Genomic DNA, 16,422 nt, shown 5'->3' with positions numbered 1-16,422 from the left:
CAGCAGTACCCCTTGTACGAGAAGGGCCCCGAGGACGACCGACCGTCCCCGGGGCCCTTCTTCTGTTCACTCGGTCTTCCTGCCGCCGCTGTCCTCGGGCGGCGATCCCGGTGCGGGTGTCGGGGCGACGTCGATCGCGGTCGCCCCACGCGGGGGCGGCGCGTGCCGCAGGGCTTCCTCCTGCCCGTACGACCGCAGATAGCCGACCACCGTATTGGTGACCGCGACCAGCGGCACCGCGACGACCGCTCCGCCGATGCCGGCGATCATGCCGCCCGCGGCGACCGAGAGGACGACGGCGAGCGGATGCACCCGCACCGCGCGTCCCAGGATGAACGGCTGCAGCACATGGCCCTCGATCTGCTGCACGGCGAGCACCACGAGCAGCACCATGAGCGCGGTGAACACGCCCTCGGTGACCAGCGCGACGACCACCGCGAGCGCTCCGGAGATCACCGCACCGACCAGCGGGATGAAGGCGAAGAGAAAGATGAAGACGGCGAGCGGCACCGCCATCGGCACCTTGAGGAACCAGATCCCGAGGCCGATGAAGATCGCGTCGATCAGCGCCACTATGACCGTGCCGCGCACATAGGCGGTCAGGGTCCGCCAGGCACGCGGCCCGGCACCCGCGACACCCGGCCGGGCCTGCGCGGGCACCAGCTTCAGGACCCAGTGCCAGATGCGCTTCCCGTCGTACAGCAGGAAGAGCGTCGAGAACATCGCCAGCAGTATCCCGGTGAGGACCTCCGCCATCACGGTGACGCCCTGCAGCCCGGCTGAGGTGATCTGTTCGGTGTTGGTGCCGATGGTGTCGCTGAGGTTCTTCGCGACGTCGTTGATCTGCTGTTCGGTGACATGGAAGGGGCTGTCGAGCAGCCAGTGCTTCAACTCCTCGATACCCGCCCGCACCTTGTCGGAGAGGGTGTCGAGGTTGTCCATGACCTGCCAGACCACGAACCAGCCGACCAGACCCATGATGACGAAGCCCAGGATCGCCGTGACCGCGGTGGCCAGTCCGCGCGGCAGACCGTACCGCCTCAGCCGGGCGACGGTCGGCTGCAGCATCGCGGTGACGAGCAGCGCGGCGACGAAGGCCAGAACCACCAGCTGTACGGCGCTGATGACCCGCATCAGCACATAGAGCGTGCCCGCCAGGACGAGCAGCCGCCAGGACGCCTCGGCTGCGACGCGCATGCCCCAGGGGATCGCCGCGACCGGATCGGGCCGGGCCGCCACGGAGGGGGCGTACGCGGGAGGCGGCGGCACACGGTCGGCCTCGGCGCCACGCCGGCCCGCCTCGGCCGGTACGGCTCCGGCAGGCACGGCAGAGGGTACGGCGGCGGTCTCCGGCAGCTCGATCGGCGCGACCTCGCCCTCCTCTGCCTCGGCCCTGCGCTGTTCCAGCCGCTCGCCCAGTTCGGTGAGTTCGGCGCCCAGACGGCCGAGCCACCCCGGAAGCTTCGACATGATCGTCCCTTTCCCCCGTTTTCTCTCCCCACCGCTCCCCCGCCGAACCGGCCGGAACGACCGTACACGCGCGAAGCCCCTCACCGTAGGACGGCGAGGGGCTTCGAGAGGTTGAGACCGGAACCTCGGAAGGTTCTAGTACCAGTGATTGGCCTGCCAGAAGGACCAGGCACCGCACGGGCTGCCGTACTTGGCGCCGTTCATGTAGCTGAGGCCCCACTTGATCTGCGTGGCCGGGTTGGTCTGCCAGTCGGCTCCGGCACTCGACATCTTCGAGCCCGGCAGCGCCTGGACGAGGCCGTACGCACCGGAGGACGGGTTGCTCGCCCGGTAGTTCCAGCTCGACTCGACGTTCACGATGTTGCTGAAGCACTGGAACTGGTCGGCGGGAACGATCTGCCGCGCGATCGCCTTGATTTCGGCCACGGTGTACGAGCCCTGCTGCGCGAACGAGGAGGCGCTGCGGATCTCGGAACGGCTGGCGCGCTCGGCCGCGTCCTTCTTGTCCTGGCGCTCCTTCTCCAGCTTGGCCTCGGCCGCCTGCTTCTTCGACTTGGCGTCCTTGGCAGCCTGGATACGGGCCGCTTCCTCCACGGACTTCTTCGCCGCCGCGTCGGCCGCGGATGCCTGGGCGTCGGCCTGCTGCGTCAGCGAGGCGGTCTGCACCTGGGCCTGCTGGCCCGCAGGGATGTCGGCGAGAAGCGTCGCGTCGGCTGCGGTCGCCTCGAAGTTGTTGTCGTCAGCAGCGGGAGTGCTGCCCGAGGCAACGCCTACGACGGCGCCGACGGTGGTGACCGCGGTGGCTGACGCCACGGCGAACCCCCGGACCGAGATCCGGCTCACACGGTGTCCTTCCAGCAGCGCCCGCTTAGGTGACCTCGCGGACGCAATCGTGCCCCTGGCACTGGCCTCCCTACTGCTTGGGTCACGGGAGGCACGGGCCCGGTGGGCAACTCCCCTGAGGGAGTGCCGCGTGGTGCTCGCGGGCGGCATACGGACGGCGATTGTTGAGTTGTGCGGTGCGTGGCACCTCTGGAGGTGCGGGTGTGCCGTATGCGGGGCCTGACGGAAGCAAGACTCTGCCGGAACGGCACGCCGGTAGGCAATTCTCCGTTGCGTGTGAAAGCTCACACCCCGTTCGGAGCAAGTGTTTTCCGGAAATGCCGCCGCAACACGATGCCGCCCGGCTAAGCTGCTTCGCTCGCCGGGCGGCACCAACTGTCGTATCCCGTATCAGATCTGGCCTTCCTCCAGCATTTCGGTCACCAGCGCGGCGATCTGCGAGCGCTCGGAGCGGCTGAGCGTGACATGCGCGAAGAGCGGATGGCCCTTCAGTTTCTCGACCACGGCGACGACTCCGTCGTACCGGCCGACCCTGAGGTTGTCCCGCTGGGCCACGTCATGGGTGAGCACCACGCGGGAATTAGCCCCGATCCGGGACAACACGGTCAGCAGGACGTTCCGTTCGAGGGACTGCGCCTCGTCGACGATCACGAAGGCGTCGTGGAGCGAGCGGCCCCGGATGTGGGTGAGCGGCAGGATCTCCAGCATGCCGCGCCCCAGCACCTCCTCGATCACCTCGCGTCCGGCGACCGCCGAGAGCGTGTCGAAGACGGCCTGCGCCCAGGGGCTCATCTTCTCGGCCTCGGTGCCGGGGAGATAGCCCAGTTCCTGCCCGCCGACCGCGTACAGCGGGCGGAAGACCATCACCTTCTGGTGCTGCCTGCGCTCCAGGACGGCTTCGAGACCCGCACAGAGCGCCAGCGCCGACTTGCCGGTGCCGGCCCTGCCGCCCAGCGACACGATGCCGACGTCCTGGTCGAGGAGCAGATCGAGCGCGATGCGCTGCTCGGCGCTGCGGCCGTGGATGCCGAAGACCTCCCGGTCGCCGCGCACCAGGCGCACATTTCCCTCGGCGGTGACCCGGCCGAGCGCCTTGCCGCGCTCGGACTGGAGGACCAGTCCGGTGTGCACGGGCAGTTCGGCGGCTTCGGGTACGTACAGCGTCTCCTCCCCGTAGAGCAGATCCACCTGCTCGGCGGCGAGGGGCAGTTCCGACATTCCCGTCCAGCCGGAGTCGGTGATGGCGAGTTCGGCGCGGTACTCCTCGGCGAGGAGGCCGACCGAGGACGCCTTGATACGCAGCGGCAGGTCCTTGGAGACGACCGTGACGTCGTACCCCTCGGCCTGGAGGTTGCGCGCGACCGCGAGGATCCGTGAGTCGTTGTCCCCCAACCGGTAGCCGGCAGGCAGTACGCCGGGGTCGGAATGGTTGAGTTCGACGCGCAGCGTCCCGCCCAGATCCCCGAGCGGGATCGGGGCATCCAGCCGGCCGTACCGGGTCCGGAAGTCGTCCAGCAGGCGCAGGGCCTGCCGGGCGAAGTACCCCAGCTCCGGGTGGTGCCGTTTGGCCTCCAGTTCCGTGACCACGACGATCGGGAGCACGACTTCGTGCTCGTCGAACCGGGCCATGGCGTTCGGATCGGCCAGCAGGACGCTGGTGTCGAGAACATAGGTGCGCCTGTCGGACATGCGGCGCTTTGTGCTGGTCACCACGGAAGGACGTACCCCCTCGGACGAGGTTGGGGTGCGACGGCGTCGCGGAGCATCCCAATGGGAGAGGACGGACCGGGCTGCGGCCCCGATGCACGGGCCGAGCGCCGGCCCTCCGCGTCGGCCGCACTGTATGTACGGTCCTTCGTGTGCAAGAGGCCTCCCGGGCGAGCGGACTCCATGCCGCTCACTTGGACACGACGTCCGCCTGGTTGGTGACCGGACATCGACCTGTCAGGGGTATTCCCTCGAACACGCGAAGCCATGCCGTCCTGGAGCGGGCGGTGAGACGGGAGCAGTGGCCCGGGCCTGTGGGTTCGGGCACACCACCCGAATGGCTCCGTCCGCAGACGCCGGACGGGCCGGAAGGCGAAACGGTACGCGGCACCGCTCACCCCCGTCCGGCGATCGCGGACGGGGTTGAGCGGTGCCGCCGGGGACGTTGCTCTCTCCGGGGGACGCGAGCCCCCGTGAACAGACGGTGTCAGCCGCCGTAGCGGCGGTGGCGGGCCGCGTAGTCGCGCAGCGCTCGCAGGAAGTCGACGCGGCGGAAGGCCGGCCAGAAGACCTCGCAGAAGTAGTACTCGGAGTGCGCGCTCTGCCAGAGCATGAAACCGGACAGCCGCTGCTCGCCACTGGTGCGGATCACCAGGTCCGGGTCGGGCTGGCCCCGGGTGTAGAGGTGCTCGGAGATCAGGTCGGTGGAGACGATCTCCGCCAGGTCCTCGAAGGACGTCCCCTTGGCGGAGTGGTCCAGCAGCAGCGAGCGGACCGCGTCCGCGATCTCCTGGCGCCCGCCGTAGCCGACGGCGACATTGACCAGTATCCCGTCGATGTCGGCCGTGGCCTGCTCGGCCTCCTTGAGCACGGTCTGGGTGTGGGCGGGCAGCAGATCGAGCGTGCCGACGTGGTGGACCCGCCAGCGCCCGTCCGCCGCGAGGTCGCGCACGGTGTTCTCGATGATGCCGAGGAGCGGCGTCAGCTCGGATTCGGGCCGGTCGAAGTTGTCCGTGGAGAGCAGCCAGAGTGTGACGACTTCCACATCGGTCTCGCTGCACCAGCCGAGCAGCTCCTGGATCTTGTCCGCACCGGCCTGGTGCCCCTGCGCGGCCGTGCCGCCGGACGCCTTCGCCCAGCGCCGGTTGCCGTCGAGGATGACGCCGATGTGCTTGGGCACCTGGGTGTGGTCGAGGCGGGCCTCCACCCGGCGCGCGTAGAGCCCGTACACCAGGTCGCGCAAGTTCACTGAGTTCACCTCTCGGTTCCGTGCGGGCCCGCCCGCCCCATTGCCCGGGGTCCGGGGTCGTCCCCCTGGGGATCGCCGCACTACTCCGCAGAGTCCATCGCCGCGCCGTGCCGTGGCAGTCCCCGAAGCCGCCACATTACTGCGCAGGCGGCGCACCGGCCCAACCCGGCCTGTCACAAGTCCGTGATAAGGAGAGAAACGTGACTGATTCTCCTCTCTTCTACCGGGCCGCCGGTTCGCGCTACGACTCCATGGAATACCGCCGCACCGGCCGCAGCGGTCTCAAGCTCCCGGCCATCTCCCTCGGCCTCTGGCACAACTTCGGCGACGACCGCACGCTGGACTCCCAGCGGGCGATCCTGCGCCGCGCCTTCGATCTCGGGGTGACCCACTTCGATCTGGCCAACAACTACGGGCCGCCGCCCGGCTCCGCCGAGCTCAATTTCGGCAAGATGTTCCGGCAGGACTTCGCCCCGTACCGGGACGAGCTGATCATCTCCACCAAGGCCGGCTACGACATGCACCCCGGCCCGTACGGCGAGTGGGGCTCCCGCAAGTACCTGCTGTCCTCGCTCGACGCCTCGCTGAAGCGGATGGGGCTCGACTACGTCGACATCTTCTACTCCCACCGCTTCGACCCGGACACTCCGCTGGAGGAGACGATGGGGGCGCTGGCCTCCGCCGTGCAGCAGGGCAAGGCGCTGTACGTGGGTGTGTCCTCGTACAACGCGGAGCAGACCGCCGAGGCGGCCCGGCTGCTCAAGGAGATGGGTGTACCGGCGCTGATCCACCAGCCGTCCTATTCGATGATCAACCGCTGGATCGAGGACGACGGGCTGCTCGACACCCTGGAGACGGCCGGCATGGGCTGCATCTCCTTCGTGCCGCTCGCCCAGGGCCTGCTCACGAACAAGTACCTGACGGGCATCCCGGAGGGCTCGCGTGCCACCCAGGGCAAGTCCCTGGACCCGGGCCTGCTCTCCGCCGAGGTGCTGCGCCGGCTGAACGGGCTGAACGACATCGCCCGGCGGCGCGGGCAGTCACTCGCCCAGCTGGCACTCGACTGGGTGCTGCGGGACAGCCGTATGACGTCGGCGCTGATCGGCGCTTCGAGCGTGAAGCAGCTGGAGGAGAACGTCGCGGCGCTTGCCGGTGCGCCGCTGTCCGCCGAGGAGCTGAAGGAGATCGACGCCTTCGCCGTGGACACCGCGGGCACCAACATCTGGGCCGGACGGAGCTGACCGGGGGCGGTCTTCGCGGGGGCGGTCTTCGCGGGGCCGGTACGTAGCCGGCGCACGGCCGCCACGCGGTCCGCACAGCGGGCCCACAAAAAACGGGCCGGTCCGTGGGGGGGGAGTACGGACCGGCCCGAGGGGGGTTTCCACCATAACCCTTCGTAAGTGATGCTGCGTGCCACGCCACTCCATAATTACTCTCCGAATCCGCCGGACTCCGGTGCGAACACGGCATCCGGTGGGGTCTCAGTGGCCGCCGGCCGGCTTTACGCAGCCGGTTCCTTCGAGGTAGCGGCCGTGCGCCTCGGCCTTGACGAGCCCGTTGACCACGCCGTCCAGGGCCCCCTCCACACAGATCGCGCCGAGGTCGATGACGAACGTGTTGCGGTGAGGGCCGAAGGTGCCGGTGGAGATGGTCTCGGGGCCGTATCCCAGACCTGCGAGTGCCTCATGGAGCTGGGCCTCGGTGGTCCTGCGGCCCTCCGCGATGCCGGCCAGGCCCGCCTCGACCCTTTTCACTTCGGCATCGCCCTTGGCCCGGTCGGCCGGGGACAGCTCGGCGGTGGACTGGAAGGCGTGGTTCTCCCGGTAGTGCGGCGCGCCGTCGCCGGCGTCCGGTTCGACGTAGGGGGAGGCGCCCACCGCCGGAGGGCTGTACCCCGCAGCGGGTCCGGCGTCCCCGGCCCGCTCCGTGCCGCAGCCGGCGAGGGCGGGCGCCAGGAGGAGCACCGACGCGGTGGCGAGAGCCCGGGCTGTACGTCTCGCAGAGGTCATGGGCCGAGTATGGGACAGGACCTGACCTGATGGGCCGCTAGTTTCTGCATCATGACGACACGAACCGCGACCGTGACCTGGACCGGGGCGAACGCACGCCGGATGGAACGCCAGGGGCTCGCCGCTCCGGTGCACCTCACCCCGGCCGATGTGGTCGGCGCGCTGCCGGCCGCGCACGCGCAGGTGCTGTCGGCCGCCGAGCTCTCCATCGGGCTGCGGACGGCGGACGCGACCCGTACCGATGTGCGCGAGGCGCTGTGGACCGAGCGCACCCTGGTCAAGACGCACGGGCCGCGCGGCACCGTCCATCTGCTGCCGATGGCCGAACTGCCCATGTGGACCGGCGCGTTGTCCGCCGTACCGGCCGGACGCAATCCGTCCTCCGGTGATGTCCGGATGACACCGGAGCAGACCGAGGCCGTGCTCGCCGCGATCGCGGACGCGCTGACCGGGGCCGAGCTGACCGTCGACGAGCTCTCGGATGCGGTGGTGGAACGTGCCGGGGCATGGGCCGGGGACCGGGTGATGCCCGCGTTCCAGGACATGTGGCCGCGCTGGCGGCAGGTGATGCACCTTGCGGGTCACCGCGGCGCGCTGTGCTTCGCGCCCGATCGCGGGCGCAAGGTCACCTACACCCGCCCGGACGCCGTCCCGCTCGACGGACCGGAGGCGCTCGCCCGTCTCGTGCACCGCTATCTGTACGCGTACGGTCCGGCCACGCCCCAGCACTTCGCGAAGTGGCTCGCGGCGCCGCAGCGTTGGGCGGCGGAGCTGTTCGCGGGGATGGCCGCGCGCGGGGAGATCGAGGAGGTGGCGTACGAGGGGGAGCCGGCCTGGCTGGTGGCGGGCGACACCGCGTTTCCGGTGGAGCCGGTGCGCGGGGTGCGGCTGCTCCCCTACTTCGACGCGTATCTCATCGCCTCCCAGCCGCGCAGGAAGCTCTTCCCCGGTGCGGCGTACACCCGTGCGCTGGCGGGTGGTCAGGCGGGGAACTTCCCGGTGCTGCTGATCGACGGGACCGTGGCGGGGGTGTGGCACCAACGCCGGTCGGGCCGGCGGATCACGGTGACGGTGGAGCCGCTGTCACCGCTCACGGCCGGGCAGCTGCGGGGGCTGGAGGAGCAGGTGGCGCGGGTCGGCGAAGTGCTCGAGGGAAAGCCGGAACTGACGGTCGGGAAGGTGACGGTGGGGCCGCACGCGTAGCGCCTGCCGGCGCGGCCGGTGCTGCGACAGCGTTGGTTCACCGGGCCCGTGCGGTCGCCGTTTCGTCCTCAGTCACCGGACGGGCCGGAAAGCAGCGAATCAGCCCCTCGCCGGTGCGCCCCGATGGCCGCGGGTGAAGCGGATCGACACGGTGTCACCGCCGATGACCACGAAGCGTCCGCCCTCGCACCGGATGACGGCCTCGCGCACCTCGCCCTTCTCGTCCCTGCGCTCCTCGGTGCGGGTGACGGTCCAGCCGCCGTCGGGCGGCTGCGGCAGGTTCCACACGGCGGCGAACTCCCACTGTCCCGATGGTACGCACCAGTCGGGCAGCCTCGGCCAGGCACCGGGGCCGACCTGCAGGGTCCGGTCGGAGGCACAGGTCAGGAGCACCGACTGGCCGTCGGCCAGCAGGAATTCGACGGCTTCCGGCTCCCCCATCCGCCCCTCCGGCCGGTAGAAGACGCCGAGCACTCCGACGATCCGTGCACCTCTGAGCCAGTCGGCCTTCCCCTGCGCACGCGGTGCTTCCCCTTCGTTCCCCACCCTCATGGCCGGTTCCCTCCCATGCGCTCACCGCCCAGGGTCGCATCCTCCGGGCGAAAGCAGGGGGCACGGCCTACTCCGGTTTGCCGGCCTCGGTCTTGCGGGCCTCGATCAGGAATCGGGTGGTGTGGGCCACGAACGACCCCTCGGTCTCGATCCGGTGGTGCAGCGCGGCCAGTTTCGGCCGGTACTCCTCGACGGTGAAGCCAGGCACCATCCAGATCACTTTCCGCAGGAAGTAGACGACGGCGCCGATGTCGAAGAATTCGGTCCGCAGCGTCTCCATCCGCAGATCGACGACTTCGAGTCCGGCCGCCTCGGCTCCGGCCCGTGCCTTCTCCGGGTCGCGGGCACCGCGCACCTCGGGCGGCTGCGGGCCGAGGAAGTGCTCGACGAGTTCGAAGACGCTGGCCGGGCCGACCTGCTGCGAGAAGTACGTACCCCCGGGGGTCAGCACCCGCGCGATCTCCGCCCACCAGGTGGTCACCGGATGCCGGCTGACCACCAGGTCGAAGGCGTTGTCGCCGAACGGCAGCGGCGGCTCGTCCGCATCGGCGACCACGGCCGCGCCGAGCGGGTGCAGGAGTGCGGTGGCGCGGGCGATGTTCGGCGGCCAGGACTCGGTGGCGACGGTGAGCGGCGGCAGCTTCGGCACGGAGGCGAGGACCTCGCCGCCGCCGGTCTGGATGTCGAGCGCGGCCCTGGCCCGTCCCATCCGGTCCGCCATGGCGCGGGCGTAGCCCCAGGAGGGACGCTGTTCGGTGGCCCGGCCGTCGAGCCAGGAGAAATCCCAGCCGTCGACGGAGACGGCGGCGGCCTCCGCGACGAGGGCGTCGAACCGTGCGTGTTCTGCTGCTTCTGCGGGTGTTCCGGGCATACGGAAATGGTGTCAGCCGGGCGGTGGCCCGCGCGACCTCAATACGGCGGGCCGGGGACGAGCAGCGGTCAGGCGGCCAGTCCGCCGAGCAGTATGCCCAGCAGCGCGCCCGTGATCATGAAAGGTCCGAACGGGATGCCGGTCTTGCGCCCGGCCCGCTTCAGGACCATCAGCCCGAACCCGTACACCGCACCGAGCAGGAACCCGGCGAAGCCCCCGGCGAACACCACGCCCCAGCCGTACCAGCCGAGGGCCACGCCCAGCGACAGGGCGAGCTTGACGTCTCCGAAGCCCATTCCGTTCGGGTTGATGAGGAAGAGCAGGAAGTAGAAGGCGCCGAGGGCCGCACCGCCGAGCAGGGCGGACAGCCAGGATCCGCCGTGCTCCGGGAGCAGCACCGCAACGCCCAGAAGTGCGACGACCGCCCCCGCGGCGGGCAGGGTCAGCCGGTCGGGCAGGCGGTGGACGCGGCGGTCGATGGTCGCGAGGAGTACCCCGACGGGGGCGAGCAGCAGCCAGACGGCGAGCTCGGGCCGGAGTCCGGTGGCCGCTGCGAGCACGGCGCAGGCGAGCGCGGTGACGACGGGAACGAGGACACCGGGGGCGTAGCGCGCCGCGGGCTGCGCCGTGTCTTCCCCGCCGCCCGGGTCTCCCGGCTCGGCGCCCGGAGCGGTGGGGACCGGCACCGCCGCCGCGCACATGGCGCACCGGGTGGAGCCGAGCCAGCCGCGGGCGGCACCGGTCAGGGCGTGGCCCGCGGGGCAGGTGTCCCGCCAGGCGTCCTCCGGTTCGACGGAGAACCGGTAGGCGGCGCGCGGGACCAGCAGTCCGGCCGCTGCGCCCCAGAGTGCGGCGAGCACTGTCAGCATGGCGTACACGGAGCAGACCCTAGGCGGGTGCCGGGCACGGGGTCATGGGTCCTGGGGCCCACTGCGCACCGTTGTGGACCCAGCGGCCGTCACCGGACGCTACCGTCTTGGCCATGGCTCAATGGCGCAATGGGAATGGGACGTTGACGGTCACCGATCCACAGGGAGGGCAGGAGCCGGAGATACCGCTGCGGATCGCCGCCACGTACCGGACCAGGAGCCGCGGGCTGCTCGGGCAGGACGGGATCGACGGCGCCCTGCTGATCACCCCGTGCGGGAGTGTGCACACCTTCCGGATGCGGTTCACCATCGATGTGGCGTACCTGGACCGGAAGTTCAACGTGGTCGCCGTGCACACGATGAAGCCGGGCCGGCTCGGGATGCCGCGGCTGCGGGCCCGTCATGTGATCGAGTCGGAGGCCGGGGCGATGGAGAAGTGGGGACTGCGGCCGGGGGCGCGGGTGCGGATCGTCCAGACGCAGGAGGGCCGGGGCTGAGAGCCTGTCGGATGACCTTCGATCGGATAGCGGACGCGGTCTGGTGCGTGCGATTCCAAGGCGGCGGGATGCCCTCGTAGCGGAGCTACTAGGGCATTTCGGTAACGCGGGAAGCGTGCGTGCCAGGGCGTGGCCGCCCGATCAGAGGTCACCCGACAGGCTCTGAGGCGTGGGCGGCCGGGCTGCCCTCGCGTACCGGGCAGCCGGGCCGCTCTCACCCCTACGACACCTCGTTCACGCCGTCCAGGTGGGGCGGCCGCCGAGGGAGGTGGCCGGGACGGCGACCTCCTCCTGGAAACGGTCGTGGCGCTCGACGGGTACGGCGTCGAAGATGACGTCGCCGCGGACGTGGCAGGCCATCGGATAGCCCTGGGCGGCGATGAGCGCAGCCGCGGAGGGCGAGTTGACCGGGACTCCCCCTGGACCTGCCCCGGCCCCGACCGGGCTCGCGCTCAGGGCGGGCCGGAGCCGAGCAGCGTCCACGCCCCGTAGGCCGCCGAAGCCACCGCGAGCACGGCGACGACCGTCACCGTACGGGCCGTGGTGCGCAGCCGCAGCAGCGCGACGGCGGGCGGGAGGAGCAGCGGGAACGCGGGCATCATCAGCCGCGGCCTGGACCCGAAGTACCCGGAGCCGATCAGTGCGATGACGACGACGGCGATGCAGTAGGCGAGCACGGGGAGCGGCTGGCGCTGCCGTACGCACAGGAACACCACCCATCCCAGACCCACCAGCGCCGCGCACAGCCCGAGCGCGCCGGGCAGTGGCAGCCCGAGGATGAACGAGGCGAGCGCCACGCCGCCGTCGATGCTGTTGCCCCACTGCGCCTGGACGTCGAAGTACGCGAAGGGGCTGCCCTCCCGTACGGCGACGAACACCACGTACGCGAGCCAGCCCAGCGGTGCGAGTGCGGTACCGGTCAGCATCCGTGCGTTGCGGCGGACGATGCCGTCCGTCCGGCCGGCCCGGTACTCCCGCACGAGCGTGACCGCTGCGGTGATCGCGAGGGCGGCGATGAGCGCAGCGGCGGAGGGCCTGGTCAGCCCGGCGAGTACGCACAGGGCGCCCGCCACGATCCAGCGCCTGGTCAGTACGGCGTAGAGCGCCCAGGCGGCGAACGCGGTGAACAGTGTCTCGGTGTACGCCATCGACTGGACGAACGCCGTCGGGTACACGCCCCACAGCGCCGCCAGCACCACCCCTGCCCGACGCCCGTAGAGATGCGCCCCGACGGCGTGGATCCCCCAGGCCGCGAAGAGCGCGGCGACCCAGGCGACCAGCAGTCCGGCGGCGGCGAGGGAGAGCGGGGTCAGCTCGGCGATGCCGCGTTCCAGAGCGGGCAGCAGGGGGAAGAAGGCCAGGTCGGAGTGGATGCCGCCGTTCGGGAGGGTGACGGTCCAGCCGTAGCCGTTCTCGGCGATCCGCTGGTACCAGACGGAGTCCCAGCGCTCGCCGAGGAGGTGGAAGGCGCTCTTGTCGGCGTGGGACGCGGCGGCGGCGAGGACGACGAGACCGACCAGACGCACGGCCGCGTACGCCCCGAGGGCCGGTGCCGCAGCCGCGAGGGCCGCGACGAGGCGACCACGGACGGGGGGATGCGGCGGTTGCGGCTGCGCTCGGCGGCCGCGCTGCCGCACGAGCTGCTGTGCGGGGGCGGTGGCCTGGGCGGCCGGATCGTCGTCGGGCATGCTGCCGATTATCTCCGCAGCGGGTGGCCCCACCCGCCACGGGCCGGGCAGCGGCGCCCGGCTACGGGCGGAGCTTGGTCCGGGAGAGCGGCAGGGCGGGGGCGATCGACCAGAGGACCTCGGCCTCGTCCTCGCCCGGGTTGTCCCAGGCGTGTGCGGCGCGGGCCGAGAAGGTCGTCGAGTCACCGGCCTCCAGGAACCTGGGCTCGCCGTCCACGCTGAGGCGCAGCGTGCCGCGGACCAGGTAGGCGAAGACGGTCTCGGCCTCCAGGCTGTACGCGCCGCCCGAGCCGCCGCCGGGCCGCAGGATCGTCCGCATGACCTGGACGTGCCGTTCCTCGGCGGGCGTGAGCAGGAACTCCTCGATGCCGTGCCCGCCCATCTCCAGCTTGGCGCCCAGGCCGCCCTTCACGACGTCCTGGTCCGGGTAGTCGAAGAGTGCGGCGATGCCGGTGCCCAGTGCCTCGCAGATACGGATCAGGGTCGGGACGGAGACCGAGGTCTTGCCGCGCTCGGCGAGGCTGACGAAACCCTTGGTCACGCCTGCGGATTCGGCGACTTGAGCGAGCGTCAGTCCCTGTGCCAGGCGGAGCTCGCGCAGCCGCGGGCCGATCGTGGACATGTGGCTGTCAGGGGCTTCGGGCATGGCGGACACGCTACCTGTAGGGGAAGTCACGGGGAGTGGCCGGGGAGAAATGCAGGTCACAAGGGTCTTTACCCATCGAGTTTAGTGCTGTAAAACATTGACGAAAGTTTAATGGCGCTAAACAAGGCGCCGGGTGAGGCACCGGACAACGCCTCCTGGTGAGCTGCCGTGCCGCCCCCCTCCCCCTCCCTGCCCGTCCCGCACCACCCGAGGAGTAAGCCGATGAGCTCCCCGTCCTACCGAGCGAGCACCGCACGCACCGTGCGCGGCGTCGTCTTCCGCTCCCCGGGGCAGGAAGTGACCGTCACCGACGTCACCCTGGCCCCGCCCGGCCCCGGAGAGGTCGAGGTCGCCGTCGCGGCGGCCGGTGTCTGCCACTCCGACCTGCATGTCATCCGCGGCGAGTGGGACCACCCCACCCCGGTCGTGCTGGGACACGAGGGCTCGGGCGTGGTCACCGCGCTCGGCGAGGGCGTCACCGGTCTCGAACCCGGCGACCATGTCGTCCTGTCCTGGGTCCCGTCCTGCGGCACCTGCCGCTTCTGTGTCTCCGGGCGCCCGGCCGCGTGCAGCCTGGTCGCCGAGGTCGTGGCGCCCGGCGGGGTGCTGTACGACGGCACCAGCCGGCTCTCGGTCGACGGCGAGCGGGCCCACCACTACCTGGGCGTCTCCTCGTTCGCCGAGCGCGTCGTGGTCCCCGCCTCCGGCGCGGTCAAGGTGCGCAAGGACGCACCCCTCGATGTGATCGCCCTGGTCGGCTGCGCCATCGCCACCGGTGTCGGCGCGGTCCGCAACACCGCGGGCGTCGAGGCCGGGGCCACCGTCGCAGTCATCGGCTGCGGGGGCGTGGGCCTGTCCTGCGTGCAGGGCGCCCGACTGGCGAAGGCCGGCCGCATCGTCGCCGTCGACGTCGTCCCCGAGAAGCTGGAGCTGGCCCGCCGGCTCGGAGCGACGGACGCGGTCGACGCGCGTGACGGCGATGTCGTCGAGGCGCTGCGGGCCCTGGTCCCCGAGGGCCTCGACTACGTGTTCGACGCCATCGGCAAGATCGAGACCACCGAGCAGTCCATCGCGGCGCTCGGCCAGGGTGGCGCCGCCGTCATCGTCGGCCTGCCGCCGACCGGCCGCACCGCGCGCTTCGACCCGCTCGCGCTCGCCGAGGCCGACCAGCGCATTCTCGGCTCCAACTACGGCTCGGTCGACGCCGCCCGCGACATCCCGGATCTGGTGGACCTCGTGGTGTCGGGTGAACTCGACGTGGAATCGATGATCTCGGCACGGCGCCCGCTGGACGAGGCGGGCGACGCGCTGGCCGACCTCGCCGCCGGGCACGCCCTGCGTCAGCTGCTGATGATGGAGGACCGGACATGAGCACCGCCGGAAAGCAGGCCGCGCCCGGAAAGCCTGCCGACGGGCTGGCCCACCGCTCCGTCTCCACGTTCGAGGTCGGTGCGCAGAGCGTCGCGAATGTCGCGCCCAGCGCCGTCATCGCGTTCGCCCCCGCCAGCATGGCGGCGTCCGCGGGCAACGGCGCCTGGTTCTCGTTCTTCCTGGCCATGGCCGCCGTCCTCGCCATCGCGTACTGCATCTGCGTCTTCGCCCGCAGGCGCGCCGGGGTCGGTTCGCTGTACGCCTTCTCCCGGCTCTCGCTCGGGGCGCCCGGCTCCTTCGTGACCGGCTGGGCCCTGCTCATCGGCGCGGTGTGCATCGGCTCGGGTTCGCTCGCGGGCGCCGGTTACTACACGGCACGCGCCCTCGACCAGATCGGCATCGGGCTCTTCACCGGGATCCCCGGCCAGATCCTGCTCGATGTGCTGCTGGCCGCCGTCGCGATCCGGCTGACGATCGCGAGTGTGCGGACGGCGGCACGCGTCGCCTCCGTACTGGAGGTCGTGTCGATCGTCCTCATCGTCGTCGTGCTGGTCCCCGCCTTCTTCAAGAGCGGGAACATCATCGACACCGACCAGCTGAGCCTCAGCGGATCGACCCTCGACGGTGTCGTCTTCGCCGTGGTGCTGGGTGTGCTCGGCTTCGTCGGTTTCGAGGGCGCCGCATCGCTCGGGGCCGAGGCCACCGACCCGTACCGGGCGATTCCCCGCTCGGTGATGGGCAGCGCGGTGCTGGCCGGGGTGCTCTACATGTTCGCGACGTACGCACAGGTCGCCGGGTTCGGCGGGGCGGACGCCCTGGCGAAGAGCTCCGACCCGATGGACGAGCTGGCGGAGCTGTCGGGCCTCGGCTTCCTGAAGTTCTTCCTGCACGCGGGCTTCGCGGCCTCGTTCGTGGCCGTGGTGATGGCCTGCATCACCGTCGCCGCCCGCCTGCTGTTCGGGATGGCGAAGGAGGGGGTGATGCCGGCCCGGCTCGGTGTCGCGCACCCCCGTCACCGGACCCCTTCCGTGGCGATCTGGGCCGTCGCCCCGTTCGTCGCCCTCCCCGCGGTGCTCGTGGTCGGCGCCGGGACCGAGCCGCTGGACGCGACGTCGTACATCGACACCATCGGCGTCTTCGGCTACATGCTCAGTTACACCCTGGTGTGTCTGGCCGCGCCGTTGTTCGTGCGCCGGATCGGGGCCCGTGGCCTGATCGTCACCTGGGGCCTGGGACTGATCGGCGCAGCCGCGATGATCTACGTCTTCTACCGCAACCTGTGGCCCGTCCCGGCCTGGCCGCTGAACGTGCTGCCGTACGTGTTCGTGGGCGCGCTGGTCGTCGGTGTCGTCGGCTTCGCCGTGCTGCGGGTCCGGAGGCCGGAAGTCGCCGAACGAGCGGGAACGTTCGCGGACGACCTGGACTGACCCTCGCCGCTTCTCCCCCG

16 protein-coding genes are annotated in these 16,422 nt (G+C 71.0%); 5 read left to right on the top strand and 11 right to left on the bottom strand.

The window, feature by feature from the left end:
• Positions 1 to 66 precede the first annotated feature (66 nt).
• From GA0115254_RS20805 to GA0115254_RS20790, 4 genes are all read right to left on the bottom strand, one after another.
• Positions 67 to 1,470, bottom strand: coding sequence for an AI-2E family transporter (locus GA0115254_RS20805; protein ID WP_093896787.1), 1,404 nt, complete (start codon positions 1,468 to 1,470; stop codon positions 67 to 69).
• Positions 1,471 to 1,605: 135 nt separating this feature from the next.
• On the bottom strand, positions 1,606 to 2,313 hold the full coding sequence (locus GA0115254_RS20800; protein ID WP_093896786.1) for an aggregation-promoting factor C-terminal-like domain-containing protein: 708 nt from the start codon (positions 2,311 to 2,313) through the stop codon (positions 1,606 to 1,608).
• 390 nt (positions 2,314 to 2,703) lie between these two features.
• Positions 2,704 to 4,026, bottom strand: a complete 1,323-nt coding sequence (locus GA0115254_RS20795; protein WP_093896785.1) for a PhoH family protein — start codon at positions 4,024 to 4,026, stop codon at positions 2,704 to 2,706.
• Between the two features lie 481 nt (positions 4,027 to 4,507).
• Positions 4,508 to 5,269 carry an isoprenyl transferase gene (locus tag GA0115254_RS20790; RefSeq protein WP_093896888.1) on the bottom strand — a complete coding sequence of 254 codons (762 nt, stop codon included), beginning with the start codon at positions 5,267 to 5,269 and terminating at the stop codon, positions 4,508 to 4,510.
• Positions 5,270 to 5,469: 200 nt separating this feature from the next.
• On the opposite strand from GA0115254_RS20790, the gene mgrA reads away from it, so the two are divergent.
• On the top strand, positions 5,470 to 6,510 hold the full coding sequence (gene mgrA / locus GA0115254_RS20785) for an L-glyceraldehyde 3-phosphate reductase (RefSeq protein WP_093896784.1): 1,041 nt from the start codon (positions 5,470 to 5,472) through the stop codon (positions 6,508 to 6,510).
• Positions 6,511 to 6,750: 240 nt separating this feature from the next.
• Here mgrA and GA0115254_RS20780 read toward each other — a convergent pair whose 3' ends face one another.
• Positions 6,751 to 7,278: a hypothetical protein gene (locus GA0115254_RS20780; RefSeq protein WP_093896783.1), complete on the bottom strand. Its 528-nt coding sequence runs from the start codon at positions 7,276 to 7,278 to the stop codon at positions 6,751 to 6,753.
• A 51-nt stretch (positions 7,279 to 7,329) separates the two neighbouring features.
• Between GA0115254_RS20780 and GA0115254_RS20775 the strand changes: the two genes are divergently transcribed.
• The gene (locus GA0115254_RS20775) at positions 7,330 to 8,481 is read left to right on the top strand and encodes a winged helix DNA-binding domain-containing protein (RefSeq protein WP_093896782.1); all 1,152 of its coding nucleotides are present in this window, start codon (positions 7,330 to 7,332) and stop codon (positions 8,479 to 8,481) included.
• A gap of 99 nt (positions 8,482 to 8,580) precedes the next feature.
• Here the strand turns inward: GA0115254_RS20775 and GA0115254_RS20770 are convergent, their stop codons facing one another.
• The 3 genes from GA0115254_RS20770 to GA0115254_RS20760 all read right to left on the bottom strand — a co-directional run bounded on the left by GA0115254_RS20770 (position 8,581) and on the right by GA0115254_RS20760 (position 10,782).
• On the bottom strand, positions 8,581 to 9,033 hold the full coding sequence (locus tag GA0115254_RS20770; protein WP_093896781.1) for a hypothetical protein: 453 nt from the start codon (positions 9,031 to 9,033) through the stop codon (positions 8,581 to 8,583).
• A gap of 67 nt (positions 9,034 to 9,100) precedes the next feature.
• A complete protein-coding gene (locus GA0115254_RS20765) occupies positions 9,101 to 9,904 on the bottom strand; it encodes a class I SAM-dependent methyltransferase (RefSeq protein ID WP_093896780.1) in 804 nt (267 codons plus the stop codon).
• Between the two features lie 68 nt (positions 9,905 to 9,972).
• Positions 9,973 to 10,782 carry a prepilin peptidase gene (locus GA0115254_RS20760; RefSeq protein ID WP_370740912.1) on the bottom strand — a complete coding sequence of 270 codons (810 nt, stop codon included), beginning with the start codon at positions 10,780 to 10,782 and terminating at the stop codon, positions 9,973 to 9,975.
• A gap of 104 nt (positions 10,783 to 10,886) precedes the next feature.
• On the opposite strand from GA0115254_RS20760, the gene GA0115254_RS20755 reads away from it, so the two are divergent.
• Complete coding sequence (locus GA0115254_RS20755; protein ID WP_093896779.1) at positions 10,887 to 11,270, top strand: DUF192 domain-containing protein; 384 nt, start codon at positions 10,887 to 10,889, stop codon at positions 11,268 to 11,270.
• A 234-nt stretch (positions 11,271 to 11,504) separates the two neighbouring features.
• Here the strand turns inward: GA0115254_RS20755 and GA0115254_RS20750 are convergent, their stop codons facing one another.
• The 3 genes from GA0115254_RS20750 to GA0115254_RS20740 form a co-directional block, all read right to left on the bottom strand.
• Positions 11,505 to 11,753 carry a hypothetical protein gene (locus tag GA0115254_RS20750; RefSeq protein WP_093896778.1) on the bottom strand — a complete coding sequence of 83 codons (249 nt, stop codon included), beginning with the start codon at positions 11,751 to 11,753 and terminating at the stop codon, positions 11,505 to 11,507.
• Entirely contained in the window at positions 11,723 to 12,958 is a 1,236-nt protein-coding gene (locus tag GA0115254_RS20745; protein ID WP_256102709.1) for a hypothetical protein, read from the bottom strand. Before GA0115254_RS20745 ends, GA0115254_RS20750 begins: the two co-directional genes overlap by 31 nt.
• A 61-nt stretch (positions 12,959 to 13,019) precedes the next feature.
• The gene (locus tag GA0115254_RS20740; protein WP_229845691.1) at positions 13,020 to 13,604 is read right to left on the bottom strand and encodes a helix-turn-helix domain-containing protein; all 585 of its coding nucleotides are present in this window, start codon (positions 13,602 to 13,604) and stop codon (positions 13,020 to 13,022) included.
• Between the two features lie 222 nt (positions 13,605 to 13,826).
• On the opposite strand from GA0115254_RS20740, the gene GA0115254_RS20735 reads away from it, so the two are divergent.
• Positions 13,827 to 14,975 (top strand): Zn-dependent alcohol dehydrogenase, encoded by a 1,149-nt coding sequence (locus tag GA0115254_RS20735; protein WP_093896777.1) that lies wholly within the window; start codon positions 13,827 to 13,829, stop codon positions 14,973 to 14,975.
• Positions 14,972 to 16,402, top strand: coding sequence for an APC family permease (locus tag GA0115254_RS20730; protein WP_093896776.1), 1,431 nt, complete (start codon positions 14,972 to 14,974; stop codon positions 16,400 to 16,402). Before GA0115254_RS20735 ends, GA0115254_RS20730 begins: the two co-directional genes overlap by 4 nt.
• Positions 16,403 to 16,422: the final 20 nt, after the last annotated feature.

The sequence above is a fragment of the Streptomyces sp. Ncost-T10-10d genome (assembly GCF_900091955.1).
In the GTDB taxonomy this organism is placed as follows: Bacteria; Actinomycetota; Actinomycetes; order Streptomycetales; family Streptomycetaceae; genus Streptomyces.
This window is presented reverse-complemented; position numbering and strand designations above follow the sequence as displayed.

What these genes read in the sequence shown, in the direction of transcription:
- GA0115254_RS20805 (WP_093896787.1), bottom strand. Translation starts at nt 1,470, where the DNA reads ATGTCGAAGCTTCCGGGGTGGCTCGGCCGTCTGGGCGCCGAACTCACC.
- GA0115254_RS20780 (WP_093896783.1), bottom strand. Translation starts at nt 7,278, where the DNA reads ATGACCTCTGCGAGACGTACAGCCCGGGCTCTCGCCACCGCGTCGGTG.
- GA0115254_RS20775 (WP_093896782.1), top strand. Translation starts at nt 7,330, where the DNA reads ATGACGACACGAACCGCGACCGTGACCTGGACCGGGGCGAACGCACGC.
- GA0115254_RS20770 (WP_093896781.1), bottom strand. Translation starts at nt 9,033, where the DNA reads ATGAGGGTGGGGAACGAAGGGGAAGCACCGCGTGCGCAGGGGAAGGCC.
- GA0115254_RS20765 (WP_093896780.1), bottom strand. Translation starts at nt 9,904, where the DNA reads ATGCCCGGAACACCCGCAGAAGCAGCAGAACACGCACGGTTCGACGCC.
- GA0115254_RS20755 (WP_093896779.1), top strand. Translation starts at nt 10,887, where the DNA reads ATGGCTCAATGGCGCAATGGGAATGGGACGTTGACGGTCACCGATCCA.
- GA0115254_RS20745 (WP_256102709.1), bottom strand. Translation starts at nt 12,958, where the DNA reads ATGCCCGACGACGATCCGGCCGCCCAGGCCACCGCCCCCGCACAGCAG.
- GA0115254_RS20740 (WP_229845691.1), bottom strand. Translation starts at nt 13,604, where the DNA reads ATGCCCGAAGCCCCTGACAGCCACATGTCCACGATCGGCCCGCGGCTG.
- GA0115254_RS20735 (WP_093896777.1), top strand. Translation starts at nt 13,827, where the DNA reads ATGAGCTCCCCGTCCTACCGAGCGAGCACCGCACGCACCGTGCGCGGC.
- GA0115254_RS20730 (WP_093896776.1), top strand. Translation starts at nt 14,972, where the DNA reads ATGAGCACCGCCGGAAAGCAGGCCGCGCCCGGAAAGCCTGCCGACGGG.